We start from the raw sequence: 24,849 nt of genomic DNA, 5'->3' as shown, positions 1-24,849 counted from the left end.
AGCGGGAGGGCTCCGTCACAGGTACGCCGAGCCGCCTCCCACGTTCAGGGTCTGGCCGGTCAGGAAGCCGCTGCCCTCGTCCAGGACGTACAGCAGTGAGGAGACCAGGTCGGCCGGCTCCTGGGTCCTGGGGACGGCCTGCCGCGCGCGGATCCGCTCGAAGCCGCCGTCCGCGCCGACCGTCCGCTCGGCCGTCGCGGTGCGCACCATGCCCGGGGCGATCGCGTTCACGGTGATGCCGTGCGGTCCGAGGGCGGCGGCCAGCGCCCGGGTGAAGCCGATGAGGCCGGCCTTCGAGGCGACGTAGGGGACCATCGTGGGCGGCGCGGTCAGGACGGCCGCCGAGACGATGTTGACGATGCGGCCCCAGCCCGCGGCCTTCATGTACGGCAGGGCGGCGTGCGTCAGCAGGAACGGCGCCTCCAGGTTGACGCGCATCACGCGCCGCCACTCCTCCGGCGTGACGTCCTCGAACGCCATGGCGGGGTAGACACCCGCGTTGTTGACCAGCACGTGCAGGGTGCCGAAGTGGTCGACGGCCTGCTCGACGGCGTCCCGCACCTCGTCCTCGTGGGTGACGTCCGCGGTCAGCTCGACGTAGTCGAGCACGCGGGCGGCCGTCTCCGGCTGCGGGACGAGGTCCATCCCGGCGACCCGGTAGCCGCGCGCGGCGAGCGCGGCGGCGAACTCCTGCCCGAGGCCCTGTGCCGCCCCGGTCACCAGTGCGGTACGCGTCTCCATGCGCCGAGTGTGATGAGCCGTCAGGCGCGCGGCAAGAGCGCATTCCACTCGCCGGAACGGCCCGGTTGCCGCGGCCGTCCGCCGGGCCCACGCTGCGGGCGACCGCCCAGCGCCAGCCGTACGGGAGCCGTGCCCGATGACCGAGACCGAGCGTGCCGTGGACGACGCCGGGCGCGCCCGCGCGGCGGGCGGTGACCCGGGGCGGACGGCGCCCCGGCGGTGGCGGCCCGCGGCGTGGGCGCGGCGGGCACGGCGGGCACGGCGGGACGAGCTGGGCGTCCTGCTGGTGCTCGGGCTGCTCGTCGCCGCGATCGGCATCCCCTACCCGGACTTCCTCGACAGCGGCAATCTGCTCTCCACCGCGCACAACTCCGTCTACATCTCGCTCATGGCGTGCGGCATGGTCTTCGCACTCGCCATGCGGGAGGTCGACCTGTCCGTGGGCGGCGGCTATGCCATGTGTCTGGTCGTCGGGGCGCTGCTGGTCCGCGAGGGCACGGCGCCGTGGCTCGCGGTCCCGGTGATGCTGCTCACCGGGATCGTGCTGGGTGTCTTCAACGCGCTGGTCACGACGGTCCTCGCGCTGCCGTCGTTCATCGTGACGCTGGGCACGCTGATGCTGTACCGGGGTGTCGGGCTCGCGCTCGCCGACGGCAAGCAGATCACCGACCTGCCGCTGGACGACTCGTTCTTCACGCTGGCGGGCGGGGACCTGGCAGGGGTGCCGTTCGCGCTGTGGGTGCTCCTCGCGGTGGTCGTGCTGCTGGCGGTGGCGCTCGCCCGCACCCGGTTCGGGGCGCGGGTGCGGGCGATCGGGTCCAACCCCGACGCCGCCGCGTTCAGCGGCATCCCGGTGGTCCGCACCCGCGTCCAGGCGCTCGCGCTGTCCGGTCTGACGACGGCCTGCGCGGCGGCGCTGGCGCTCGCCTTCTACGGGGCCGGGGATCCGACGCTCGGCCAGGGCTACGAGCTCCAGGCCATCGCCGCGTGCATCATCGGCGGCACGCCGCTGGCGGGCGGGCGCGGCTCGGTGGTGGGGGCGGTGGCCGGCGCGATGATCCTGTCCGTGGTCGCCGCGGGCCTGGTGTTCTTCGAAGTGCCCATCAACTGGACTTCGTTCGCGACCGGCGGGGTGATCCTCGCTGCCGTGGCGGCGGACAGCGTGCTGCGCCGGACCGGACGGCGCCGCAGATGAGACCGCCGGTGCGGCTGGTGCGGCCAGTGCGGCTGGTGCGACTGGTGCCGCCGGAGTCGCCAGTATCGCCAGTGCGACTGGTGCCGCCGGAGTCGCCAGTACCGCCAGTACGACTGGTGCCGCCGGTGCCGCCGGAGTCGCTGGTGCCGCCAGTGCGACTGGTGCCGCCGGTGCCGCCGGAGCCGCCGGAGCCGCCGGAGCCGCCGGAGTCGCCGATGCGACTGGTGCCGCCAGTACCGCCAGTGCGACTGGTGCCGCCGGAGTCGCCGGTGCGACTGGTGCCGCCGGTGCCGCCGGTGCCGCCGGTGCCGCCGGTGCCGGAAACCGCTCACACGTGGAGGCCGTGATGCATCCCAGACCGCCCGGGCCGTCCGCCCGGCCCAGCGCCCTGCCCAGGCCGCCCGCCCGGCCCAGGCCGCCCGCCCGGCCCAGCGTCCCGCTCCGGCCGTCCGCCCGGCCCAGCGCACCGCCCAGGCCGCCCGCCCTGCCCAGGCCGTCCGCCCGGCCCAGCGCACAGCCCAGGCCGGCTGCCCGACCCGGCGCACCGCTCCGGCTGGCCGCCGCGCTCGGTGCGCTCACCCTGCTGACCGCCGTCGGCTGCGGCAGCGGGAGTGGGAGCGGGAGCGGGAAGGGCGGCGGGGACGGCGAGCTGGACATGGGCATCGCCGTCGCCAACATCAGTCTGAACTTCGCCCACGAGATGGTCCTCGGCGCCGGGAGCGCCGCGGAGCACGAGGGGAACGTCGACCTCAAGGCGGTCGGGCCGCCCAACACCGACGGCCCCGCCGAGGTGCAGCTCTTCCAGAACCTCACCACCCGCGCCAAGGACGGCATCGTCCTGGAGAACCTGGACCCGCCGATCTTCACCCGGCCCGCCGCCCGCGCCGTCGACCAGGGCATCCCGATCGTCGCCCTGGACACCGCGCCCACCGACGGCAGCAAGGTCACCTTCTACGTCGGCAACGACAACTACGCGCTCGGCGAGCTGATGGCGAAAGAGGCCCTGAAGCGGCTCGGCGACGACCCGGAGGGCGAGATCGTCATCGGCGTGCCCAACCCCGGTACGCCGGTCCTCGACAACCGGGCCAAGGGGATCGCGGACATCTTCGCGAAGCAGGCGCCCGGGGTGAAGGTGCTCGGGCCGTTCCAGACGTACAGCGATCCCGGGCAGAACTACAGCTCCTGGTCGGCGCAGGTGAACGCACACCCGAAGGCGCTGGCCTTCCTGGGCGTCGGGGACGCCGACAGCTACAACCTCGCCAAGCTCAAGAAGGCGAGAAAGGGCACGTGGCTCACCGCGGGGTTCGACGTGGACCCCAAGACGCTGGAGGCGGTCGAGGACGGCTCGAACTTCGTCACCATCGACCCGCAGCACTTCCTCAAGGGCTACCTCTCCACGGCGCTGCTCGTCCGGGCGGTGCGCGAGCACGGCGGGGACCTGCCCGACGGCTGGTTCCTCTCCCCCGGCGGGGTCGTGGACAAGTCGAACATCGACGACATCGTCGCCCGGCAGAAGTCGGCGGAGGCGGCGTACGACTGGTACGAGCCGACCGTCACGAAGTTGCTCGCCCATCAGGAGACCCAGCTCAAGCCCCTGAAGGACGCACGCTGATGGCCTACCGCGACGTCCTCATGGCCGAGGACCTGGTCAAGTCCTTCGGCGGGGTCAGGGCGCTGTCAGGGGCGGGCATCCGGCTGCGCGGCGGCGAGGTGCACGCGCTGGTGGGCGAGAACGGCGCGGGCAAGTCCACGCTCGTGCGGATCCTGTCGGGCGCGCTGCGGGCGGACTCGGGCACCGTGCGGCTCGCCCGGGAGGCGCGGGTGGGCGGGATCGCCGTCGTCTCGCAGGAGCTGAGCCTCTTCCCCGACCTGTCGGTGCGCGAGAACCTCTTCCCGGCCGCGCCGCCGCGCCGCTTCGGGCTGCTGGACCGTACGGCGATGGACTTGGCCGCCCGGCCGGTCCTGGCCGAGCTGGGGCTCGACGTCGAACCGGGTGCGCCGCTCGGTGAACTCCCGCTCGCTGACCAGCAGTTGACGGAGATCGCGCGGGCGCTGCTGCGGCGGCCGAAGGTGCTGGTGCTCGACGAGCCGACGTCGGCGCTGCCGGCCGCCGCCGTGGACCGCCTGGAACGGGTGCTCGCGACCCTCACCGGGCGCGGTATCGCCGTCCTGTACGTGACCCACTTCCTGGCGGAGGTGATGCGGCTCGCGCACCGGGTCACCGTGCTGCGGGACGGGCGGGTCGCGCTGGCCGGGGTGGAGCGCGCGGAGGTCGGGGTGGAGGGGCTGGTCACGGCGATGCTCGGCGGGCGTCCGCCGGTGCCCGCGCGCCGGGCGCGGACGGTCGCCGACGGGCCGCCGCCGGTGGTGCTGTCCGGGGTGACGGTGCCGGGCCGGCTCACCGATGTCACGTTCACCGTGCGGGCGGGCGAGGTGGTCGGGGTGGCCGGATTGCAGGGGGCGGGGCACCTCGCCGCCCTGGAGGTGGTGTGCGGGCGCAGGGCCGTGCCGGACGGGCGCGTCGACGTGGGCGGGCGGGGGCTGCCGCGCTCGCTGCGGGCCGCGGTCCGCGCGGGTGTCGCCTTCGTGCCCAGCGACCGCAAGCGGTACGGGCTGATGTCCGAGCGCCGGGTGTGGGAGAACGCCACGGCCGTGCACCGGCTGGCCCTGGGCCGCGGCGGCCGGTTCCCCTCCCGCGCCCGGCTGGTGGCGCAGACCCGCGACCTGACCGGCCGGCTGCGGCTGCGCGGCGACCCGGAGGACGTCGTGGCCCGGCTCTCCGGCGGCAACCAGCAGAAGGTCGTCTTCGCCAAGTGGCTGGCCACCGAGGTGCGCGTGGTGGTCCTGGACGATCCGACCCGGGGCGTCGACGTCGGCGTCCGCGCCGAGATGCACCGCATCGTATGCGAGCTGGCGGCGGGCGGCGCGGCCGTCCTGATCGCCTCGACCGATCTCGCCGAACTCACGGAGCTCTGCGACCGCGTCCTGATCTTCGTCCACGGCCGCGTCACCGGCGAACTCCACGGCAGACACCTCACGGAACACGACCTGGCGGTGGCGATGCAGCCGGGCACACCACGACGGCCACACACCTGACCAGCCACCCTGGCCACACAAGTGACCGACCGCACCCGGCCTACGCCGTCAGTGTGCGGCTCAGCGCGCGGGCCGCCGCGCACACGCGCTCGCCGAGGCGGTCGACGTCCAGGCGTCTGGTGCTGCCGGTGACCGAGATCGCGGCGATCGGGTGGGGGCCGCGGCCGGGGTCGTAGACCGGGGCCGCGACGGCCGAGACGCCGACCTCGGCCTCCTCCAGGTTGACGCCGTAGCCGCGGGCGCGGGTCGCGGCCAGGTCGCGGGCGAGCTGACCGGGCAGTACGAGGGTGCGCGGGGTCAGCCGCGGCAGGCCGATGTGCGGCAGCCGCGCGTCGTGGGCCAGGAAGATCTTGCCGGTGGCCGTGCAGTGCGCGGGCAGCCGTCCGCCGGTGCGGGAGACGATCGGAGTGGCGCGGCGCCCGGTGATCTTCTGTAGGAAGAGGGTGTCGGAACCGTCGGGCACCGCCAGGTGGACGTTCTCGTGCGTCGCCTCGTGCAGGTCCCCCAGGTACGGCAGCGCCGTGTCCCGCAGCTCCCGTACCGAGGGCGCCGACTGGCCCAGGACGAAGAGGGGCAGCCCGACGCGGTAGCGGCCGTCGGGGGTGCGCTCGACGAGCCCGAGCCGGACCAGTTCGCCGATCAGCCGGTGCGCGGTGGGTTTGGGCAGCCCGGTCCGCGCGGCCAGCTCCGCGAGGCTCGGCGCGCCGTCGCTCTCCCCGCAGGCACGCAGCAGCGCCGCACCGCGTGCGAGGACCGACTTCGGCACCGGACCGTCCGCCATGGACCGATCGTCGGGCCCCGTCGCGCAGGTGACAAGGTGCCGGACACACGCGGCCCGTCTTTCGCCCCCGCCGGTGCCCCACCGCTCACCGCAGCGGTACGTCGACCAGCAGCGGACGCGTCAATTCAGCTGCACCGGCGACGAGTTCACGCACATGGTGCGCGCTCTTCGCACGCACCGCGTCCACCCCGAAGAACCCGGCCGCCCGGGTGAAGTCGAGGGAGCCCAGCTCCGTACCGGGGCAGGACCCGTGGCCGCCGATCGCCTGGTAGGTGTCCTGGAGCGTGCGGTACGCGCCGTTGTTCATGACGACGAAGAGCACCGGGACCCGGGTCCGCGCCGCGCTCCACAGCCCCTGGAGTCCGAAGAGCGCGCAGCCGTCGCCGAGCACCGCGACCACCGGCCGCCCCGGTTCGGCGAGCGCGCGCCCGACGGCGGCGCCGATGCCCCAGCCGAGCCCGCCGCCGACGGTGTGCGTGTAGCTGCCGGGCAGTTCGAGCCGGACCAGCCGGCGCAGCAGCAGGCCCACGGTGATGGCCTCCTCGACGACGGCCGCGCCCGGCGGCAGCCCGCGCGCCACCGCGTGCGCGGCGGCCCAGGGCGCGAGCGGGGCCGCCGAGTATGCGGCGCGGGCGGCGGCGTCGGCGCGCGCCCGCTCGGCCGCGTGCCGTTCGCCGGCCCGCCGCGTCCGCTCCTCGGCGACCCGCGCGGGCACCCGCTCGGGCAGCAGCCGGGCGAGCCGGTCGAGGGACGGCGCGAGGCCGCCGACGAGTCCGGCGTCCGCGGGGAAGTTGCGGCCGATCTCGTCCGGGTCGGAGTCGAGCTGCACGACGGTGAGGGTGTCGGGCAGCGCGGGCCCGGGGCTGTAGTGGTGCGGGGTGAACGCGTGCGCGCCCGCGACGAGCACGGTGTCGTACGCGGCGAGGGTCTCCCGGACGGCGTCGTGCCGGGGCGGCAGCATGCCCGCGTACAGCGGGTGTGTGGTGGGGAAGTCGAGGCAGTCGGCCATGGGCTGGTGGTGGACGGGCGCGCCGCACGCCTCCGCGGTGCGCACGAGCGCCGCGACGGCGTCCTCTCGGCCGACGCCGTCCCCGGCGACGACGACCGGGCGGGCGGCGGCGCCGAGCAGGACGGCGGCGCGTTCCAGACCGGCCGCGGGTCCGGCGGGCGGCGGCGGGGTACGGGCGGGGATTCCGGCCCCGCCGCCCTCGTCGGCCCGGGGGTCCTCGGCCAGCAGATCCATGGGCACGGAGAGGAACACCGGGCCCGCGGGCGGCCGCCTGGCGAGGGCGAAGGCGCGGCGGACGGCGAGCGGCAGGTCGTGGGCGTGCTGGAGGTCGACGGCCGCCTTGACCGCCGGGCGGGCGAGGCCGGGCAGATCGCCCGTGAGCATGGGGTCCTGCTGGAGGTGGCGCCGGTCCTGCTGGCCCGCCATCACGACCAGCGGGGTGCGCGAGCGGCGGGCGTTGAGCAGTCCGATCAGGCCGTTGGCGAGCCCGGCGGCGATGTGCAGGCTGACGAAGGCGGGCCGGCCGGTGGCGCGGGCGTAGCCGTCGGCCATGGCGACGACGGCGCCCTCGTGGACGCCGAGGACGTACTCCGGCGGATCCTCGGCCGCCATGAGGGCGGCCAGGAAGGGCAGTTCGGTGGTGCCGGGGTTGCCGAAGACGCGGTCCACGCCCTCGGTGCGCAGGATGTCCAGCAGGACGGCGGCCATCCCCCCGATGCGCCGCCGGCCGGGATGCTCGGGAGCGGGACGGCGGGGCATGGGGGGCTCCTCGCGGGGACGGGGACCGGTTCGTACCCCGGTCAGCGTCCGGTCCCCGGGCCCGCGGGGCAAGCCGCGCGTACCGCTGAGCGGTACGGGGGCGTCCGCGCGGACAGGAACGCGACGGACACCCACGCGCACACCGACGTGACTTGTGCCCGCGCGGACACGAACGCGACGGACGCCCCCGTGGACCACGGACACGACGGACACCCACGCGGCCACGAACGCGACGGACACCCACGCGCACACCAACGTGACTTGTGCCCGCGCGGACACGAACGCGACGGACACCCCCGTGGACCACGGACACGACGGGCGTCCGCGCGGACCACGAACGCGACGGACGCCCCCGTAGGCACCTGCGTGACCGTGCCCCGCGAGACCGGCCGTACGTACGCCCGGCCCCACCCGGGACCGGCCGTGCCGTACGCACGCCCGGCCCCGCCCCGTATCAGCCCTACGTCCCCCTACGCGTCGCCGAACCTCTCCCCCTTCTCCGCCTTCGCCACCAGCAGGGCGGGCGGGGTGAACCGCTCGCCGTAGCGCTCGGCGAGCCGGCGGGCGCGGGCCGTGAAGCCGGCCGGGCCGCCCTCGTAGCCGTTGATGTACTGGAGGACGCCGCCGGTCCAGCCGGGGAAGCCGATGCCGAGGATCGAGCCGATGTTGGCGTCGGCAACGGACGTCAGGACGCCCTCCTCCAGGAGCCGGACGGTGTCCAGCGCCTCGGAGAAGAGCATCCGCTCCTTCATGTCCTCGAAGGGGATCCGGTGTCCCGGCTTGGTGAAGTGCTCGCGCAGCCCCGGCCAGAGCCGTCCGCGCCTGCCGTCCTCGCCGTACTCGTAGAAGCCGGCGCCGCCGCTGCGGCCGGTGCGGCCGAACTCGTCCACCATGCGGTCCACGACCTCCTCGGCCGGGTGGGCCGTCCAGGTGCCGCCCGCCTCCTCGACGGCCTGCCGGGTCTCCTGGCGGATCTTGCGGGGCAGGGTGAGCGTCAGCTCGTCCATGAGGGAGAGCACCTTGGCCGGGTAGCCCGCCTGCGCGGCGGCCTGCTCGACGGAGGCGGGCTCGATGCCCTCGCCGACCATCGCGACGCCCTCGTTGATGAAGTGCCCGATGACGCGCGAGGTGAAGAAGCCGCGCGAGTCGTTCACCACGATCGGCGTCTTCTTGATCTGCCGGACCAGGTCGAAGGCGCGGGCGAGGGCCTCGTCGCCGGTCCGCTCGCCCTTGATGATCTCGACGAGCGGCATCTTGTCGACGGGCGAGAAGAAGTGCAGCCCGATGAAGTCGTCCTGCCGCGCCACGCCTTCGGCGAGGGTGGTGATGGGCAGGGTCGAGGTGTTGGAGCACAGCAGCGCGTCGGGCGCGACGACGTCCTGGATCTCCTGGAACACCTTGTGCTTGAGGGCCGGGTCCTCGAAGACGGCCTCGATGACGGCGTCGCAGCCGGCCACGTCCTGCGGGTCCGCGGTGGGCGTGATGCGGGCGAGCAGGGCGTCCGCCTGCTCCTGGGTGGTACGGCCCTTGGCGACGGCCTTGGCGCACAGCTTCTCCGAGTACGCCTTGCCCTTGGCGGCGGCCTCGGCGGAGACGTCCTTGAGGACGACGTCGATGCCGGCGCGGGCGCACGAGTAGGCGATGCCCGCACCCATCATCCCGGCGCCGAGGACGGCGGCCCTGCGGACCTGGCGCGGCTCGATGCCGCGGGGCCGGTTGGCGCCGGAGTTGACCGCCTGGAGGTCGAAGAAGAACGCCTGGATCATGTTCTTCGAGGTCTGTCCGGTGACCAGTTCGGTGAAGTAGCGCGCCTCGATGACCAGCGCGTTCTCGAAGTCGACCTGGGAGCCCTCGACCGCGGCGGCAAGGATGTTGCGCGGGGCCGGGTAGGGGGCGCCGGCCAGCTGCTTCCTGAGGTTGGCCGGGAAGGCGGGCAGGTTGGCGGCGAACTTCGGGCTGGCCGGCGTACCGCCCGGGATCCGGTAGCCCGGCCTGTCCCAGGGCTGCTGCGACTCGGGGTTGGCGTCGATGAACGCGCGCGCCTTGGCCAGCATCTCCTCGGGGGTGGCGGCCACCTCGTGCACGAGCCCGTTCTCCAGGGCGCGCCGCGGTGAGTACTGGGTGCCCTGGAGGAGGACCTTCAGCAGGGCGTCGGCGATGCCCATGAGGCGGACGGTGCGGGTGACGCCGCCGCCCGCGGGGAGCAGCCCGAGGGTGACCTCCGGCAGGCCGATCTTGGAGCCGGGGGCGTCGAGGGCGACGCGGTGGTGCGAGGCGAGGGCGATCTCGTAACCGCCGCCGAGCGCCGCGCCGTTGAGGGCGGCGACCACCGGCTTGCCCAGGGTCTCGATGCGGCGCAGGGAGGACTTGATGGCGGTGCCGGTCTCGAACGCCTGCTGCGCGTTCTCCGGGCCGACGCGGATCATGTCCTTGAGGTCGCCGCCCGCGAAGAACGTCTTCTTGGCGGAGGTGTAGATGATGCCGCGGATGGAGTCCTTCTCGGCCTCCGCGCGCTCGGCGATCGCCGCGATGGAGTCCTTGAACGCCTGGTTCATGGTGTTGGCGGACTGGTTCGGGTCGTCCAGTACGAGGGTGACGACGCCGGTCTCGTCCTGTTCCCAGCGGATGGTGGTGCTCTCGGTCATGGCTTCTTCTCCGTAGAGGGGGGCTTCTCCGTGCGGGGACAGGACGGGGTCAGAGACGCTCGACGACGGTGGCGATGCCCATGCCGCCGCCGACGCAGAGCGTGGCGAGGCCGTAGCGCTTGTCCTGGCGCTCCAGTTCGTCCACGAGGGTGCCGAGGATCATCGCGCCGGTGGCGCCGAGCGGGTGGCCCAGCGCGATGGCGCCGCCGTTGACGTTGACCTTGTCCAGGGACAGGCCCATGTCCTTGGCGAAGCGCAGGACGACCGCCGCGAACGCCTCGTTGATCTCGACGAGGTCGATGTCGTCGATGGTCAGCCCGGCCTTGGCGAGCGCCTTGCGGGTGGCGGGCGCGGGCCCGGTGAGCATGATGGTGGGCTCGGAGCCGGAGACGGCGGCGGAGACGATCCGCGCGCGCGGGGTGAGTCCGCCCCGCTCGCCCGCCTCCTTGGAGCCGATGGCGACCAGGGCGGCGCCGTCCACGATGCCGGAGGAGTTGCCCGCGTGGTGGACGTGGTCGATGGCCTCCACCCAGTGGTACTTCTGGAGCGCCACGGCGTCGAAGCCGCCGAGGTCGCCGATGTCCGCGAAGGAAGGCTTGAGCCTGCCCAGCGAGTCGGCGGTGGTGCCGGGGCGCAGGTGCTCGTCGTGGTCGAGGACGACGAGACCGCTGCGGTCCTTCACGGGCACGACCGACCGCTCGAAGCGGCCGTCCTTCCAGGCCGCGGCGGCGCGCTCCTGGGACAGCGCGGCGTACTCGTCGACGTCGCGGCGGGAGAAGCCCTCGAGGGTGGCGATGAGATCGGCGCCGATGCCCTGGGGGACGAAGTTGGTGTCGAAGTTGGTGATGGGGTCGGCGAACCAGGCGCCGCCGTCGGAGGCCATGGGCACCCGGGACATCGACTCGACGCCGCCCGCGAGCACCAGGTCCTCCCAGCCGGAACGGACCTTCATCGCGGCCAGGTTGACCGCTTCGAGCCCGGAGGCGCAGAAGCGGTTCTCCTGGACACCCGCGACCGTGTCGGGCAGTCCGGCGGCGATGGCGGCGATCCGGGCGATGTCGGAGCCCTGGTCGCCGACCGGGCCGACCACGCCGAGCACGATGTCGTCGATCGCGGCGGGGTCGAGATCCGGGAAGCGGCGCTGCACCTCGTGGATGAGCCCGACGACGAGGTCGATGGGCTTGGTGGCGTGCAGGGCGCCGGTCGCCTTGCCGCGGCCGCGCGGGGTGCGGATCGCGTCGTACACATACGCTTCGGTGCTCACGGAGAGGCCTTTCGGGAGGAGAAGCGGAGGAGGTCGATGGGGTCCGGGGCGCGGCCGCTGCGGGCCGGCCGGATGCGGGGCGCGGCCGCTGCGGGGCCGGCCGATGGGTCGGGTTCAGCCGAGCAGCGAGCGGCCGATGATCTCCTTCATGATCTCGGTGGTGCCGCCGTAGATGGTCTGGATGCGTCCGTCGGTGAAGGCTCTGGCCACCCGGTACTCGCTCATGTAGCCGTAGCCGCCGTGCAGTTGGAGGCAGCGGTCCGCCACCCGCTTCTGCAGCTCGGTGGCCCACCACTTGGCCATCGAGGCGTGCACCGCGTCGAGTGCGCCGCCCGCGTGGTCCTCGATGCAGCGGTCCAGAAAGGCGCGGGTGACGGCGCACTCGGTCGCCATCTCCGCTATCTCGAAGCGGATGTGCTGGAGCCGGGCGAGCGGCCGGCCGAAGGCCTCGCGCTCCTTGACGTACTCCGTGGTGATCTCCAGGAGGTGTTCGGCGGCGGCGATCCCGGCGACGGCGATGCCCATGCGTTCCTGCGCCAGGTTCGTCATCAGGTGGACGAAGGCGCCGTGCTCCTCGCCGAGCAGGTTCTCCTTGGGGACGCGGACGTCGTGGAAGAACAGCTCGGCCGTGTCCTGCGCCTTCTGGCCGATCTTGTCCAGGTTGCGGCCGCGCTCGAAGCCCTCGGCGCCGCGCTCGACGACCAGCAGGGACAGGCCGTGGGCGCCGCCCTCGGGGGTGGTCTTCGCGACGACGATGACCAGGTCGGCGAGGATGCCGTTGGAGATGAAGGTCTTGGAGCCGTTGAGCACCCAGTGGTCGCCCCGGTCCTCGGCGTGGGTCTTGATGCCCTGGAGGTCGGAGCCCGCGCCCGGTTCGGTCATCGCGATCGCCGTGATCAGCGAGCCGTCGCAGAAACCGGGCAGCCAGCGCCGCTTCTGCTCCTCGGTACCGAGGCCCGTGAGGTAGGGCCCGATGATGTCGTTGTGCAGGCCGAGGGCGAGTCCGGCGGCTCCGGCGCGGGTGAACTCCTCGGCCAGGACGGCGCTGTAGCGGAAGTCCGGGTTGCCGCCGCCCCCGTACTCCTCCGGCACGGCGAGTCCGAGCAGGCCCTGTCTGCCGGCCGCCCGCCAGGCGTCGCGGGAGACGATGCCGTCCTTCTCCCACTGCTCGTAGTACGGGGTCACCTCCTTGGCGAGGAAGGTGCGGACGGTGTCCCGGAACGCGTCGTGCTCGGCGGTGAAGATCCGCCGCGGCATCCGCTGCGGCTGCTGCGAGTTCATGTGGCGCAAGCCCCCTAGAGCCAGTTCTTGACGGTTTCGACCAGCCTGGCGGGCTCGGGCCCGACGGGAATGACGTTGAGCATGGTGACCCCGGCCTCGCGGAAGGCGGCCAGCCGGTCGCGCACGTAGCCCTCGGGTCCGCACAGCGACATCAGCTCGCAGAACTCCTCGGGCACGGCGGCCTCGGCCTCGCGCTTCTTGCCGGACAGGTACAGCTCCTGTATCTGCCGGGCCTCCTTCTCGTAGCCGTAGGCCACGGCGAGGTCGTTGTAGAAGTTCTTCCCCCGGGCGCCCATGCCGCCCACGTAGAGGGCGATCCTGGGGCGCGCCAGGTCGCGTACGGCCGCCGCGTCGTCGCCGATGGCGAGGATGCCGCCCGCGACGGTCTCAAGCGGCCCGAGGGCGGGGTCCCTGCGTGCCGTGCCCTCCGCGAGGGCGGTGCCCCACACCTGCCCGGCCTTCTCCGGAATGTAGAGCGTGGGCAGCCAGCCGTCGGCGATCTCGGCGGTCATGCGCACGTTGGCGGGCCCGAGGGAGGCCACGTACAGCGGCACTTCGGGGCGGACCGGCTTGGTGAGGATCTTCAGGGGCTTGCCGAGGCCGCCGGGGCGGGGCATGTCGGTGATGCCGTGGTGGTCGATGATCTCGCGGCGCAGGATGCGGCGGGTCAGCTCGACGGTCTCCCGGGTCCGGCCGAGCGGCTTGTCGTACGCCTTGCCGTGCCAGCCCTCGACGACCTGCGGGCCCGAGGCGCCGAGCCCGATCAGGGCGCGCCCGCCGGAGATCGCGTCGAGTCCGGCGGCGGTCTGGGCGATGAGGGCGGGGGTGCGGGAGTAGACATTGAGGATGGCCGCGCCGATCTTCATCCGTGTGGTGCGGGCGGCGAGATAGCCCATGATCGTGGGCGAGTCGAAGCCGTACGCCTCGGCGACCCAGACCGCGTCGAGGCCCGCGGCCTCCAGGGCGGCCACGTCGTCGGCGGCCTGCCGGGGGTCGCCCGCGTAGTCGAGCGGGACGGAGAGCTCCATCAGTCGGCTTCCTTCGTCGGGTGCTGCGTCAGGTGGGGTACGTCCCAGTCGCGGGCGACGTCCGCGGTGTGGGCGCCGGGCCGGGCGGGGGCGCCGCGGACCGAGGTGGGGGTGGCGGAGAAGCGGGGCGCGGGGGCGGGCTGGGTGATCCCGCCGTGGTCGGTGAAGGTGCCGCGGGCGGCCAGGTGCGGGTGGTGCGGTGCCTCGCGCAGCGACAGGACGGGGGCCACGCACGCGTCGGAGCCCTCGAAAAGGGCCGTCCACTCGTCCCTGGTACGGGTCTTGAACCGGGCCGCGACCGTCTCGCGCAGCTCGTCCCAGCGGGCCAGGTCGCGCTGGCCGGGCGCCTGTTCCGCGATGCCGAGGATCCGTACGAACTCGGCGTAGAACTGCGGTTCCAGGGCGCCCACCGCCATGTACCGCCCGTCGGCCGTCTCGTACGTCCCGTAGAACGGGCAGCCGCCGTCGAGCAGGTTGGCGCCGCGCCGGTCCTGCCAGCCGCCGGCCGCGAGCATGCCGTGGATCATCGAGGCGAGGTGCGCGGCCCCGTCGACGATGGCCGCGTCGACGACCTGCCCTTCGCCGGTGGCCCGCGCGTGGTGCAGTGCGGCGAGGACGCCGACGACGAGGTAGAGCGAGCCGCCCGCGTAGTCGCCGAGGAGGTTCGCCGGGACCACGGGCGGGCCGCCGGAGGTGCCGATCATGCCGAGCGTGCCGGTCGGGGCGAGGTAGGCGATGTCGTGCCCGGCGCGCGGGGCCAGCGGTCCTTCCTGGCCCCAGCCGGTCATCCGGCCGTAGACCAGCGCGGGGTTGCGGGCGTGGCAGTCGCCGGGGCCGACGCCGAGCCGCTCGGCGACCCCCGGGCGGTAGCCCTCGATGAGGACGTCCGCGCGGGCGGCCAGGTCGAGGACGCGGGCGGGGCCGTCCCCGGCCTTGAGGTCGACGACGACCGAGCGTTTGCTGCGGTTGGTGATGTCGTGGTCGGGGTCGATCGCGAGGCCCGTGCCGCCCGGCCGGTCGACGCGGACGACGTCGGCGCCGAGGTCGGCGAGGAGCATCGCGGCGAACGGTCCCGGGCCGATGCCGGCCAGCTCGAGCACGCGCACACCGGTGAGCGGACCGTGCCCGCCGCCCGTACCTGCCACTGCCATCGAGCCCCCATCACTCCACTGTGACACTACTGATGTGACATCAGAGATGTTATGAACGCGTCCCACTCCGGGCAAGACCCTGACGAGCAAGCGCTTAGTCGAATTCCGGCGGCCGGGAGCACGGCCGTCCCCGCACGGCGCGCCGGAAAAGCGCCGGACGGACGCCGGACGGATGCCGGATGACGCCGGACAGACGCCCGAAGACGCCGGGCAGACACCGGGCAGACGCCCGGCAAGGCGTCGCGGCTACGCGGCGGGCGTCCGCTCCCGCGCCGGGGATATGCGCAACACGGCCACTTCCGACCTCCTGGTCCGGGCTGTTCGTACCTCACGCTAGCCTCAGCCACCGACAACGGCGTCGGCCGACGGCTGAAGGGTGTCATGATCATGCAGGGCAGGGCGGACCGCGCGTACGACATCGTGCTCTTCGGGGCGACCGGCTTCGTCGGCGCCCTCACCGCGGAGTACCTCGCCGCGCACGCGCCCGAGGGACTGCGCTGGGCCGTGGCGGGACGCGACGCCGGGAAACTGGAACGGCTGCGGGACCGGCTGGGCGGCGCCGCGCCCGGGGTGCTCGTCGCCGACGCGGCCGACCCCGCGTCGCTGCGCGAACTGGCCCGCAACGCGCGCGTACTGGCCACGACCGTCGGCCCGTACATCGAGTACGGCGAGGCCCTGGTGGCGGCCTGCGCGGACGCCGGGACGGACTACCTGGACCTGGCGGGCGAGCCCGAGTTCGTGGACCTGATGTACGTCCGGCACGACGCACGCGCGCGCGAGACCGGCGCCCGGCTCGTGCACTCCTGCGGCTTCGACTCCGTCCCGCACGACCTGGGCGTCCGCTTCACGGTGCACCACCTGCCCGAGGACGTACCCCTGAGGGTCGACGGGTTCGTGCGGGCCCGGGCGACGTTCTCCGGGGGCACGCTCGCCTCGGCGCTCGGACATTTCGGGCGGGGGCGGCAGGTGCTGGCCGCGGCGCGGGACCGCAGGCGGCACGAACCGCGGCTGGTCGGGCGCCGGGCCGCCACGCCCGCCGGAGCACCGCGGTTCGCCGGCGAGGTCGGGGCGTGGGCCCTGCCGCTGCCCACCATCGACCCGCAGGTGGTCCAGCGCTCCGCCCGTGCCCTGGAGCGGTACGGGCCCGACTTCCGCTACCGGCACTACGCGGCCGTCGAGCGGCTGCCGGTCGCCGTGGGCGCGGTGGCGGCGTACGGCGCCGTCGTCACGGCGGCGCAACTGCCGCCCGCGCGGCGCTGGTTGTCCGGCCGGCTCAAGCCCGGCGAGGGACCGAGCGAGGAGCTGCGCGCGCGGAGCTGGTTCTCGGTGCGGTTCGTGGGCGAGGGCGGCGGACGCCGGGTGTTCACGGAGGTGGCGGGCGGCGACCCGGGGTACGACGAGACCGCCAAGATCTTCGCCGAGGGCGCGCTGTCCCTCGCCTTCGACAAACTGCCGGACACGGCAGGCCAGGTCACGCCCGCGGTGGCCATGGGAGAGGCGCTGACGGAGCGGCTGCGCGAGGCGGGGATCGTCTTCCGGGTGGTGGCCGTTCGCTGAGCACCTGTGTCCGCGTCCCCTGGCTGCCTCCCGGTGTGTCCGCGTCCCCCGGCTACATCCCGGGCCTGTGTCCGCGTCCCTGGCTACCTCCCGGCCGTCGCCTCCTTCAGGGCGCGGCGGCACAGGGCGTCCGCCCGGCGGGTCGTCTCCGGGAGGCGGTAACGGGGACTGAGCGCCATGGTGTGCGCGCAGGCGTTGTCCAGGCTCACCCGGTGGCCGACGGAGACGAAGACCGGCTTGGTGCCGTCGCGGGTGCGCAGCGCCCGCCCGACCTCCTCGTCACCCGCGAGCAGCGGTGCCGCGCTGCCCCGCCGGGCGTCCGGGTCCTCGTACGTGAAGGTGAACGGATTCTTCGCGACGCCGATCGTGGGCAGCCCGGCGAGCACGCCGAGGTGGCTGGCGAGGCCGAACCGGCGCGGGTGCGCGAGCCCGTAGCCGTCGCAGACGACCAGACCCGGCGCGCAGGGCAGGGCGCCGAGCGCGGCCAGGACCGTCGGGATCTCCCGGAAGGCGAGCAGCCCCGGCACGTACGGGAAGGAGACCCGGCCGACGGCCGTGGCCTCGGCGACCACGTCCAGGGTCGCCGCGTCGAGCACGACCGCCGCGGCCGCCACCACGTCCCGCTCGTCGTCGTAGGCGACGTCGACGCCGGTGACGTGGCCGGTCCCGGGCGGCGGCCCCGGCTCGTCGAGCACCACCCGCTCCCGCAACTCGTCCTGGGCGGCGCGCGCCTGCTCTTCGGTGACGGGCCAGCCCGCCGGGATGCGTACGGTCGTCATGGTGCGGTCGAGGGTAGCGCCGCCGGGCGCGGTCACCGGGGCCGGGGGCGCCCCGGCCCGTCCGGCGGCTGGGGTGGCCGTCGGCCTGATCGGCCCCCTGCCTGTGCCACGGTCTGCCGTCCGCCGAGTGCGGCGGCGTCGTGGCTGGTCGCGCAGTTCCCCGCGCCCCTGCGGGCGCGCCGCCCCCTGTTTGCCCTACTTCTTCTTGTCCAGGGCGCGCTGGAGTTGTTGCTTGTTCATGTCTGAACGGCCGTGGATGTTGCGCTGCTTGGCCTCTTCGTAGAGCTGGTCGTACGTGGGGCCCTTGGCGCCCGAGTGGGAGCGCCGGCCGCCGCGCTTGCTCGACGACATGTCCTTGACGGACGTGCGGCTGGCGGTTTTGGACTCGCCGGAGCGGGCGCGCTCCTTGTTGACGGTGCGCGCGGCGATCTCCTTGGCGCGTCCCTCGCTCTCGCCGCGGTCCTCGGCGCTGTCCTTGATGTGCTCGTACTGACGTTCCCGCTTCGGGCTCGAGCCACTGGGCATGACGGCTGCTTCCTTTCGTCACGTGGTCGTCGCGTGGGCGGGCACCGCCCGGTCCGGTCGGGCGGGTACCCCGGGTTCCCACGCAAACACGGCCCCAGGTGCGCCGCACGGCGAGCGGCCGGGCGGTGACGTGCGGGCGGGGTCAGCGGCCGAGCCGCGCCACCCGGCCCCGCTCGCCCGAGGCCCAGCAGCCGCCGTCCGGGGCGCAGTCGACGGTGTCGTACGAACCGGTGCCGACCGTGCGCCAGGTGCGGCCCGCGTCCGTGGTGAGGTCGGTGCCGGTGGGGCCGACGGCCAGCGCCGCGGAGCGGCTGTGCGGCAGCCAGGCGACGCCGGAGCGGTAGGCGGGCGGGGGCTGTGCCGCCGCCGTCCAGTGCCGGCCGCCGTCCGAGGTGACCGCCGCGGCCCGGGGGGACGCCTGGTCGGCCCGGTAGTCGCCGCCCACCGCGAGACCGTGGGCGCGGTCACGGAAGGCGGTCGCGAAGACACCGCGCGCCGGGTCGCCCGCCGGGAGCGGGCTGTCGGTGACGGTCCAGGTCAGTCCGCGGTCTGCGGAGTGCAGCACGCGCGCGCGTGCCGCCCCGCCGGTGGCCAGCCACACGTCGCGCGGGCCCGAACTCGCCAGGCACTGCCCACTGGCCGCGAACCCGGCCTCGCCCTCCTGCGCGGCGGGCATGCCCCCGCTCGGCAGCACCTTCCAGGAGCGTCCGCCGTCGCGGGTGGACAGGATGCGGAACTTTCCGTCCACCGGGTCGCTCACCGCCAGGCCGTGGCGCCGGTCGAAGAAGGTGAGGCAGTCGTAGAACGCCTCGGGGTCGGTGTTGCGGAACGACTCGGTCCAGGTCGCGCCCCCGTCGTCGGTGCGCAGCACCCGGGACGCCTCGCCCTCCCCGATCGCCAGGACCACGGCACGGCGCGCGTCGAACGCCTCGACGTCCCGGAACTCCAGCCCTTCGGCGCCCGGCGGGGAGACGTTCCGCCAGTGCGCGCCGCCGTCGGTGGTGCGCAGCACGGTCCCCCTCGTACCGGCCACCCAGGCGGCGTCCCGGCCGACCGCGGCCAGTCCACGGAAACGTACGTCGTCCGTACCGGTGTCCGCCGGCTCCCAGCGCGCCCGCGCGGACACGGACGTGGAGGCGGAGCCGGAGGCGGAGCCGGAGGCGGAGGACACTCCTGACGCCGACGCCGACGCCGACGCGGGCCAGCCGACGGCCAGCGCCGCCGCGCACAGTCCGAGGGCGACCGTCCGCCCCACCCGTCCCGTCCGTCCCGACTTACCCAGAACCTTCATGGCGGGCGAAGCTAGCCCACTCCCCCGGCATCGTCCAGATGGCCGTCACCGGGAACCTCCGGGCCCGAACCTGGTGTCCTCCAGGTGTCCGGGGACGACGGAGTGAGAAATGGATCACCGCATGGCCGGAACACCACTCGGAATGAACTCGGTGACAGAGGTCACTCGGGTCTCAGGTGCACGGATTGACTCATTCCGCCGTCTCTTCAAGTACCACGCCCGTCCGTCCGGAGTCCGTCCAGCCGTCACAAGGGAGCAAGGCGTTGTCCACCGTCATCGAGCAGCCCGTTGAGGCCCGCCTCGTCGCCGCCGCGCCGCGGATGCCGAGCATTCCCGCAACGCTCCACTACGACCGCAGCGATCCGTTCGCCGTCCGGATGACCTTCCCCGCCCCGGCCACGCTGGAGGGCGTGGAGGTCTGCTGGACCTTCGGCCGCGAACTCCTCGTCTCCGGCATGGAACAGCCCGAGGGGAACGGCGACGTACGGGTGCGCCCGTACGGGTACGACCGCACCGTGCTCGAGTTCCACGCCCCCGAGGGCACCGCCGTGGTGCACGTGCGCTCCGGCGAGGTGCGCACGTTCCTGGAGCGTACGACGGAGCTGGTGCCCTACGGCCTGGAGCACCTCCAGGTCGACCTGGACCACGATCTGGCGGAGCTGATGCGCGACGCGTGCTGAGACCGCGACGCGTGCTGAGCCCGGGCCCCCGCCCGGGCCCCGCTAACGGCCGCCGTCCAGCAGGGCGTTGAGCTCCCCGTAGTCGATCGCGCCGGCCGGTGCCCGGTAGGTCCCCGTGTCCAGCAGCTCCCGCGCGGCACGGCGGACCGCGGCGTGCGCCGCCTGCGCGAGGCCGGTACCGGTGCTGACCCGGGCCACTCCGAGCGCGGCCAGTTCGGCCACGGACAGCTCCGTCGAGTGGTCCACCATGACGTTCAGCGGGCCGTCGACGCCGTCGCACAGCGCCTTGATGTCCCCGGGATCGACGGCTCCGGGCACGAAGACGCCGTCGGCTCCGGCGGCGAGGAACGCGGCGGCCCGCTCGGCGGTCTCCGCCACGCCGCCCGTACCGCTCAGACAGGTGTCGATCCGGGCGTTGACGAACAGCGGCACTCCGGCCGTGTCGGCCGCCGCACGGGCCGCCGCGATGCGCTCCGCCTGCTCGGCCACCGGACGCAGGGCGCCCCCGCCGGGCAGCGCGTCCTCGATGTTCACGCCCACGGCACCGGCGGCGAGCACGGCCCGGACGGTGTCCCCGACGCCCCGCGCGTCGTCCGCGTAGCCGGTCTCGATGTCCGCGGTGACCGGGACCCGGACGGCGGCGGCGATCCGGCCGACGGCCCCCACGGCCCGCGTCCGGTCGAGCCGGTCGCCGTCCGCGGTCCCCAGGTCCCAGGCGACGCCGCCGCTGGTGGTCGCCACCGCGCGGGCGCCCGCCTGCTCGACAAGCAGCGCGCTCACCGTGTCCCAGGCGTTCGGCAGGACCAGGGGGTGCCCCGGCACGTGCAGGGCGCGGAAGGCGAGCGCCGCGGTGCGGCTGCCGGCGGTGGCTGTCCGGGCGGTGTCTGTGCGGACGGTGACTGTCCGGTCGGGCTTGTTCGTCATGCGGCCAGCCAATCACCGCGCCCGAGCCGCGGGCTGGCGAGAATCCGACCTGTACATACGGCTCACAAAACGGCTCACGGAACGGCCCGTGCCCTCCGCCGTCAGCTCCCCGTCGCCCCCGCCGTCGAGGCCGCGGTGGCGGCGACGATCATCGCCGTACGGACCTCCTGGACGACCCTCCTCAGCGCGGGGGCCGCCGCGCCGCTGCGCTCGGTCAGCTCCTCGATGCGCTCCTTGTACCGCCTGCGGTCCCTGCCCGGCACGAAGGTCCGCAGCTCGGCCGCGGCGGCGAGTGCGACGAGGGCCGCGTCCCGGTCGGAGATCTCCGTGGCGGGCCGGGTGCCCTCCAGGGTCTGCCACGCCTGCTCGCGCAGGGCCTTGACCGCCGGTACCCGCGCCAGCTCGTAGTCCACGGACGGGAAGAGCCCGAGGACGCGCTTCTTGCGCGCGCGCAGATAGCCGTCGGCGGCGAGCTGCGCGCGCAGGGCGTCGAGCGTCACCCGGGCCCGCAGGGTCACCCAGTTCTTCCACTTGCGCGGCCGGGACTCCGAGACGAGTTCGAGCAGCCCGTCGAGGACCAGGTCACCGGTGCGGCCGTCGGGGTCGGCGGGGGTGGCGATGCCGTCGACGTCCAGGAGCAGTCCGCGCTGCGCCAGCTCGGTGAGGGCACCGGCGCGCACCAGGTGGTGCAGGTGGGTCGTCTCGGTGACCTTCAGCTTCGTGGTGTCCCAGGCCAGCAGATAGAGCCGGGCGGGCAGTGAGAGCGGGCCGTCGGGCACGGAGTCTCCTTCCTTCGCGGGGCGGCGTTAATTGCGTTGACACCCTCCGGGCGCCTTTCTACGTTGTACAGCGGTCCTGTTGCCGTCGATTGGAGAAGGACGTTGCTCGTCTGAGGTCCTGAGACACCGCGTCACACGCGCCCGGCCCTGTGCGGTCCGGTTCCCGTGTGCGCAGCGTGCGACCTCGGCGTTCGAGCCGTCCTCCCGGCACGGGGCTCTTTTTCGTGTTCCCCCTGCCGGACCGTCGTCACCTCGCGGTGTCCCTCCCGCCTTCCCCCAGACCGTTCCCATAACCGCGAGGCGCGTATGTCCACCGTCCCCACCTCCATCACCTGTACCTCGCTCGACTTCGCCTGGCCGGACGGCACCACCGTCTTCGAGGGCCTCCAGATCGCGTTCGGCCCCGGCAGGACCGGTCTCGTCGGCGTCAACGGCTCGGGCAAGTCGACCCTGCTGAAGCTGATCGCCGGGGAGCTCGTCCCGTCCGACGGGACGGTGCGGGTCGCCGGCGAGATCGGCTACCTCCCGCAGAACGTCACGCTCGACACCGGGCTGCGCGTCGACGAGGCGCTCGGCATCGCCGCCGCGCGGGCCGCGCTGCACGCCATCGAGGCGGGCGACGTGACCGAGGAGCACTTCACGGCGGTCGGCGACGACTGGGACGTGGAGGAGCGCGCCGAGGCACTGCTCGGCGAGCTCGGCCTCGGCCACATCGGTCTCGACCGCACCATCGGCGAGGTGTCCGGCGGCGAGTCGGTGCTGCTGCGGCTCGCCGCGCTGCTGCTGCGCCGGCCCGGCGTCCTCCTCCTGGACGAGCCCACCAACAACCTCGACCTGTACGCCCGCCGCCGTCTGTACGCGGCGGTGGAGTCCTGGTCCGGAGTGCTGATCGTGGTCAGCCACGACCGCGAGCTGCTCGACCTGGTCGACCAGATCGCGGACCTGCACTCCGGGGAGGTCACCTGGTACGGCGGCAACTTCTCGGCGTACGAGGACGCGCTCGCCGGCGAGCAGGAGGCGGCCGAGCGCATGGTGCGGGTCGCCGAGGCCGACCTGAAGAAGCAGAAGCGCGAACTGGCCGACGCACACGTCAAGTTGGCCCGCCGTAAGCGATACGGACAGAAGATGTACGAGCAGAAGCGGGAGCCGAAGATCGTCATGAATTCCCGCAAGCGCTTCGCCCAGGAGTCGGCGGGCAAACACCGGATCATGCACGAGGAGAAGCTGGCCGAGGCGAAGGAGCGGCTCGACGAGGCCGTCTCGGCCGTCCGCGACGAGGACGAGATCCGCATCGAGCTGCCGTACACGGCGGTGCCGCCCGGGCGCACCGCGCTCGTCCTCCAGGATCTGGTGCTGAAGTACGGCGCGCGGGTGGCCGGCGGGTTCGAGCTGCGCGGCCCCGAGCGGGTCGCGCTGGTCGGGCGGAACGGCGCGGGCAAGACCACGCTGCTGCGGACGATCGCGGGCGAGCTGGCGCCGGTGAGCGGCGAGGCGGCGGCCCAGGTGCCGCTGCGGTTCCTGCCGCAGCGCCTCGACGTGCTCGACGACGAGCTGTCGGTCGCCGAGAACGTGGCCCGTTTCGCACCGGGCGCCACCAACAACCGGGTCCGGGCCCGGCTGGCCCGCTTCCTGTTCCGGGGCGCGCGGGCCGACCAGCCGGCGGCGACGCTCTCCGGCGGCGAACGCTTCCGGGCCGCGCTGGCCGCGCTGATGCTGGCGGAGCCCGCACCCCAGCTCCTGCTGCTCGACGAGCCCACGAACAACCTGGACCTGGCGAGCGTCAGGCAGCTCACGTCGGCCCTGGAGTCGTACGAGGGCGCGCTGGTCGTCGCCAGTCACGACCTCCCGTTCCTGGAGTCGATCGGCATCACCCGCTGGCTGCGGCTGGACGGCGAACTGAAGGAGGTCACGCCGGACACGATCGGCTGACGCGCGTCCTGCGACCACGTTTCCATCCGATGTCCTGACCGAGGGGGCCGGTGCCGCATGATGGGGGCCGGTCCCCTCGGCCGTTCGTGTGCGTTGAGGACACGGACGGCCGTCACCCGTGGGAGGGAAGCGCCCGGCGGAACGCCGCTGATCAGCGACCTTTACAGCGCCCTTAACTTACGGTCTCGTAACCTACGGAAACGTAGCCTACGATGCCGTAGGTTCAACCGCTCACAGCTCGTCCGCTCGTACGTCCCCCCTCTGGAGCCCCCGTGTCGATCACCTCTCCTCACCTCGGCAGCCCGTCCACCGAGTGGACCGACGCCCGCCTGCTGTACGCGCTGGAGGAAGTGGTCGAGACCGAACTCAACCGCCACCTCAAGGTGGCGAAGGACTGGATGCCGCACGAGTACGTGCCCTTCGGCGACGCCCGTAACTTCCCCGGCTTCTTCGAGGACGGCGTGGCCTGGGAGAAGGAGCAGTCCAAGGTCACCGAGATCGGCCGGATCGCGCTGGTGGTGAACCTGCTGACCGAGGACAACCTGCCCAGCTACCACCACGAGATCGCCTCGCTCTTCGGCCGGGACGGCGCCTGGGGCACCTGGGTGCACCGCTGGACCGCGGAGGAGGGCCGGCACGGCATAGTGATGCGCGACTACCTGCTCGCCTCGCGCGCCGTCGACCCCGACAAGCTGGAAGCCTTCCGCATGGCCCACATGAGCGAGGGCTTCGAGTCGGACAACGGGCACTCGATGCTCCACTCGGTGGCGTACGTCTCCTTCCAGGAGCTGGCCACCCGCATCTCGCACCGCAACACCGGTCACCAGTCGGGCGACCCCGTCTGCGACCGGATGCTGGCGCGCATCGCGACGGACGAGAACCTGCACATGGTCTTCTACCGGAACCTGCTGAAGGCCGCGTTCGAGATCGCCCCCGACCTGACCATGCAGGCCGTCCGCGACGTCGTCGTCAACTTCCGGATGCCGGGACACGGCATCCCCGGCTTCGAGCGCGCCGCCGCGCAGATGGCGATCGGCGAGGTGTACAACCTGCGCATCCACCACGACGACGTGCTCCAGCCGGTGCTGCGCCACCTCAAGGTGCTCCAGATCGACGGCCTCGGGCCCGAGGGGCTGCGCGCGCAGGAGGAGCTCGGGCTGTTCATGAACGGCCTCGACTCGGAGGCCCTCAAGTTCGACGAGAAGCTCGCGGCCCGTAAGGCCCGCATGGCGGCACGCGCCGCCGGCTGAGCCGCCGGCCGGGCCCGCTGAACCGGCCCGGCCCCATTGAACCGGCCCGGCCCCGCCGAGTCGGCCGGCCGTGCGGTCCGCCAGGTCGGCGACGGCGGCGGCGAGGACCGCCGACGCCTCGGGCGACCAGGGTGCCCAGGGTGCCCAGCGGGTCGTCGCCGCCACGGCGGGCGCCGTCGTGTCGC

The 24,849-nt window shown here is 73.6% G+C and carries 20 protein-coding genes; 7 read left to right on the top strand and 13 right to left on the bottom strand.

All coding sequences use genetic code 11. The features are described 5' to 3' along the window. Positions 1-15 precede the first annotated feature (15 nt). Entirely contained in the window at positions 16-741 is a 726-nt protein-coding gene (locus ACFV6E_RS28075; RefSeq protein ID WP_385173618.1) for an SDR family NAD(P)-dependent oxidoreductase, read from the bottom strand. 136 nt (positions 742-877) lie between these two features. On the opposite strand from ACFV6E_RS28075, the gene ACFV6E_RS28070 reads away from it, so the two are divergent. From ACFV6E_RS28070 to ACFV6E_RS28060, 3 genes are all read left to right on the top strand, one after another. Next, a complete protein-coding gene (locus tag ACFV6E_RS28070) occupies positions 878-1,936 on the top strand; it encodes an ABC transporter permease (protein ID WP_385465353.1) in 1,059 nt (352 codons plus the stop codon). Positions 1,937-2,282: 346 nt separating this feature from the next. Beyond that, positions 2,283-3,548: a sugar ABC transporter substrate-binding protein gene (locus ACFV6E_RS28065; RefSeq protein WP_385173624.1), complete on the top strand. Its 1,266-nt coding sequence runs from the start codon at positions 2,283-2,285 to the stop codon at positions 3,546-3,548. Then, complete coding sequence (locus tag ACFV6E_RS28060; protein WP_385173627.1) at positions 3,548-5,032, top strand: sugar ABC transporter ATP-binding protein; 1,485 nt, start codon at positions 3,548-3,550, stop codon at positions 5,030-5,032. The genes ACFV6E_RS28065 and ACFV6E_RS28060 overlap by 1 nt, the downstream gene beginning before the upstream one ends. A gap of 40 nt (positions 5,033-5,072) precedes the next feature. Here ACFV6E_RS28060 and ACFV6E_RS28055 read toward each other — a convergent pair whose 3' ends face one another. The 7 genes from ACFV6E_RS28055 to ACFV6E_RS28025 all read right to left on the bottom strand — a co-directional run bounded on the left by ACFV6E_RS28055 (position 5,073) and on the right by ACFV6E_RS28025 (position 14,950). Further along, positions 5,073-5,813, bottom strand: a complete 741-nt coding sequence (locus ACFV6E_RS28055; RefSeq protein WP_385173629.1) for an IclR family transcriptional regulator — start codon at positions 5,811-5,813, stop codon at positions 5,073-5,075. An 85-nt stretch (positions 5,814-5,898) separates the two neighbouring features. Next, positions 5,899-7,581, bottom strand: a complete 1,683-nt coding sequence (locus ACFV6E_RS28050; protein WP_385465350.1) for a thiamine pyrophosphate-binding protein — start codon at positions 7,579-7,581, stop codon at positions 5,899-5,901. Between the two features lie 470 nt (positions 7,582-8,051). Next, entirely contained in the window at positions 8,052-10,226 is a 2,175-nt protein-coding gene (locus ACFV6E_RS28045) for a 3-hydroxyacyl-CoA dehydrogenase NAD-binding domain-containing protein (RefSeq protein WP_385465347.1), read from the bottom strand. A gap of 49 nt (positions 10,227-10,275) precedes the next feature. Next, on the bottom strand, positions 10,276-11,490 hold the full coding sequence (locus tag ACFV6E_RS28040; RefSeq protein ID WP_385177064.1) for an acetyl-CoA C-acetyltransferase: 1,215 nt from the start codon (positions 11,488-11,490) through the stop codon (positions 10,276-10,278). Between the two features lie 114 nt (positions 11,491-11,604). Continuing rightward, positions 11,605-12,747, bottom strand: coding sequence for an acyl-CoA dehydrogenase family protein (locus ACFV6E_RS28035; RefSeq protein ID WP_385177071.1), 1,143 nt, complete (start codon positions 12,745-12,747; stop codon positions 11,605-11,607). A 38-nt stretch (positions 12,748-12,785) separates the two neighbouring features. After that, entirely contained in the window at positions 12,786-13,799 is a 1,014-nt protein-coding gene (locus ACFV6E_RS28030) for an LLM class F420-dependent oxidoreductase (RefSeq protein ID WP_385465344.1), read from the bottom strand. Further along, entirely contained in the window at positions 13,799-14,950 is a 1,152-nt protein-coding gene (locus tag ACFV6E_RS28025; protein ID WP_385465341.1) for a CaiB/BaiF CoA transferase family protein, read from the bottom strand. Before ACFV6E_RS28025 ends, ACFV6E_RS28030 begins: the two co-directional genes overlap by 1 nt. Before the next feature lie 387 nt (positions 14,951-15,337). Between ACFV6E_RS28025 and ACFV6E_RS28020 the strand changes: the two genes are divergently transcribed. Further along, positions 15,338-16,507, top strand: a complete 1,170-nt coding sequence (locus tag ACFV6E_RS28020; protein WP_385465338.1) for a saccharopine dehydrogenase family protein — start codon at positions 15,338-15,340, stop codon at positions 16,505-16,507. An 83-nt stretch (positions 16,508-16,590) separates the two neighbouring features. Here the strand turns inward: ACFV6E_RS28020 and ACFV6E_RS28015 are convergent, their stop codons facing one another. The 3 genes from ACFV6E_RS28015 to ACFV6E_RS28005 form a co-directional block, all read right to left on the bottom strand. Continuing rightward, entirely contained in the window at positions 16,591-17,286 is a 696-nt protein-coding gene (locus ACFV6E_RS28015) for an endonuclease V (RefSeq protein ID WP_385465335.1), read from the bottom strand. Positions 17,287-17,481: 195 nt separating this feature from the next. Then, positions 17,482-17,811, bottom strand: coding sequence for a plasmid stabilization protein (locus ACFV6E_RS28010; RefSeq protein WP_385177361.1), 330 nt, complete (start codon positions 17,809-17,811; stop codon positions 17,482-17,484). A 142-nt stretch (positions 17,812-17,953) separates the two neighbouring features. Then, on the bottom strand, positions 17,954-19,102 hold the full coding sequence (locus ACFV6E_RS28005) for a WD40/YVTN/BNR-like repeat-containing protein (protein WP_385465332.1): 1,149 nt from the start codon (positions 19,100-19,102) through the stop codon (positions 17,954-17,956). A 263-nt stretch (positions 19,103-19,365) separates the two neighbouring features. On the opposite strand from ACFV6E_RS28005, the gene ACFV6E_RS28000 reads away from it, so the two are divergent. Next, complete coding sequence (locus ACFV6E_RS28000) at positions 19,366-19,782, top strand: SsgA family sporulation/cell division regulator (RefSeq protein ID WP_385177358.1); 417 nt, start codon at positions 19,366-19,368, stop codon at positions 19,780-19,782. A 42-nt stretch (positions 19,783-19,824) separates the two neighbouring features. On the opposite strand, the gene ACFV6E_RS27995 is transcribed toward ACFV6E_RS28000, so the two are convergent. Then, positions 19,825-20,706, bottom strand: coding sequence for an isocitrate lyase/phosphoenolpyruvate mutase family protein (locus tag ACFV6E_RS27995; protein ID WP_385465329.1), 882 nt, complete (start codon positions 20,704-20,706; stop codon positions 19,825-19,827). A gap of 101 nt (positions 20,707-20,807) precedes the next feature. After that, positions 20,808-21,485, bottom strand: a complete 678-nt coding sequence (locus ACFV6E_RS27990; RefSeq protein ID WP_385177354.1) for a GPP34 family phosphoprotein — start codon at positions 21,483-21,485, stop codon at positions 20,808-20,810. Between the two features lie 306 nt (positions 21,486-21,791). On the opposite strand from ACFV6E_RS27990, the gene ACFV6E_RS27985 reads away from it, so the two are divergent. Together ACFV6E_RS27985 and ACFV6E_RS27980 are read left to right on the top strand one after the other, a co-directional pair. Continuing rightward, entirely contained in the window at positions 21,792-23,414 is a 1,623-nt protein-coding gene (locus tag ACFV6E_RS27985) for an ABC-F family ATP-binding cassette domain-containing protein (RefSeq protein ID WP_385465326.1), read from the top strand. A gap of 272 nt (positions 23,415-23,686) precedes the next feature. Further along, positions 23,687-24,664, top strand: coding sequence for an acyl-ACP desaturase (locus tag ACFV6E_RS27980; RefSeq protein ID WP_385177350.1), 978 nt, complete (start codon positions 23,687-23,689; stop codon positions 24,662-24,664). The last annotated feature ends 185 nt before the right edge of the window (positions 24,665-24,849 follow it).

Origin of the sequence: Streptomyces sp. NPDC059785, from assembly GCF_042732375.1 — a bacterium.
GTDB lineage: Bacteria > Actinomycetota > Actinomycetes > Streptomycetales > Streptomycetaceae > Streptomyces.
This window is presented reverse-complemented; position numbering and strand designations above follow the sequence as displayed.

Coding starts and splice junctions, on each gene's coding strand:
- ACFV6E_RS28075 (WP_385173618.1), bottom strand. CDS start 741: ATGGAGACGCGTACCGCACTGGTGACCGGGGCGGCACAGGGCCTCGGG.
- ACFV6E_RS28070 (WP_385465353.1), top strand. CDS start 878: ATGACCGAGACCGAGCGTGCCGTGGACGACGCCGGGCGCGCCCGCGCG.
- ACFV6E_RS28065 (WP_385173624.1), top strand. CDS start 2,283: ATGCATCCCAGACCGCCCGGGCCGTCCGCCCGGCCCAGCGCCCTGCCC.
- ACFV6E_RS28060 (WP_385173627.1), top strand. CDS start 3,548: ATGGCCTACCGCGACGTCCTCATGGCCGAGGACCTGGTCAAGTCCTTC.
- ACFV6E_RS28055 (WP_385173629.1), bottom strand. CDS start 5,813: ATGGCGGACGGTCCGGTGCCGAAGTCGGTCCTCGCACGCGGTGCGGCG.
- ACFV6E_RS28050 (WP_385465350.1), bottom strand. CDS start 7,581: ATGCCCCGCCGTCCCGCTCCCGAGCATCCCGGCCGGCGGCGCATCGGG.
- ACFV6E_RS28045 (WP_385465347.1), bottom strand. CDS start 10,226: ATGACCGAGAGCACCACCATCCGCTGGGAACAGGACGAGACCGGCGTC.
- ACFV6E_RS28035 (WP_385177071.1), bottom strand. CDS start 12,747: ATGCCGCGGCGGATCTTCACCGCCGAGCACGACGCGTTCCGGGACACC.
- ACFV6E_RS28030 (WP_385465344.1), bottom strand. CDS start 13,799: ATGGAGCTCTCCGTCCCGCTCGACTACGCGGGCGACCCCCGGCAGGCC.
- ACFV6E_RS28025 (WP_385465341.1), bottom strand. CDS start 14,950: ATGGCAGTGGCAGGTACGGGCGGCGGGCACGGTCCGCTCACCGGTGTG.
- ACFV6E_RS28020 (WP_385465338.1), top strand. CDS start 15,338: ATGCAGGGCAGGGCGGACCGCGCGTACGACATCGTGCTCTTCGGGGCG.
- ACFV6E_RS28015 (WP_385465335.1), bottom strand. CDS start 17,286: ATGACGACCGTACGCATCCCGGCGGGCTGGCCCGTCACCGAAGAGCAG.
- ACFV6E_RS28010 (WP_385177361.1), bottom strand. CDS start 17,811: ATGCCCAGTGGCTCGAGCCCGAAGCGGGAACGTCAGTACGAGCACATC.
- ACFV6E_RS28005 (WP_385465332.1), bottom strand. CDS start 19,102: ATGAAGGTTCTGGGTAAGTCGGGACGGACGGGACGGGTGGGGCGGACG.
- ACFV6E_RS27995 (WP_385465329.1), bottom strand. CDS start 20,706: ATGACGAACAAGCCCGACCGGACAGTCACCGTCCGCACAGACACCGCC.
- ACFV6E_RS27985 (WP_385465326.1), top strand. CDS start 21,792: ATGTCCACCGTCCCCACCTCCATCACCTGTACCTCGCTCGACTTCGCC.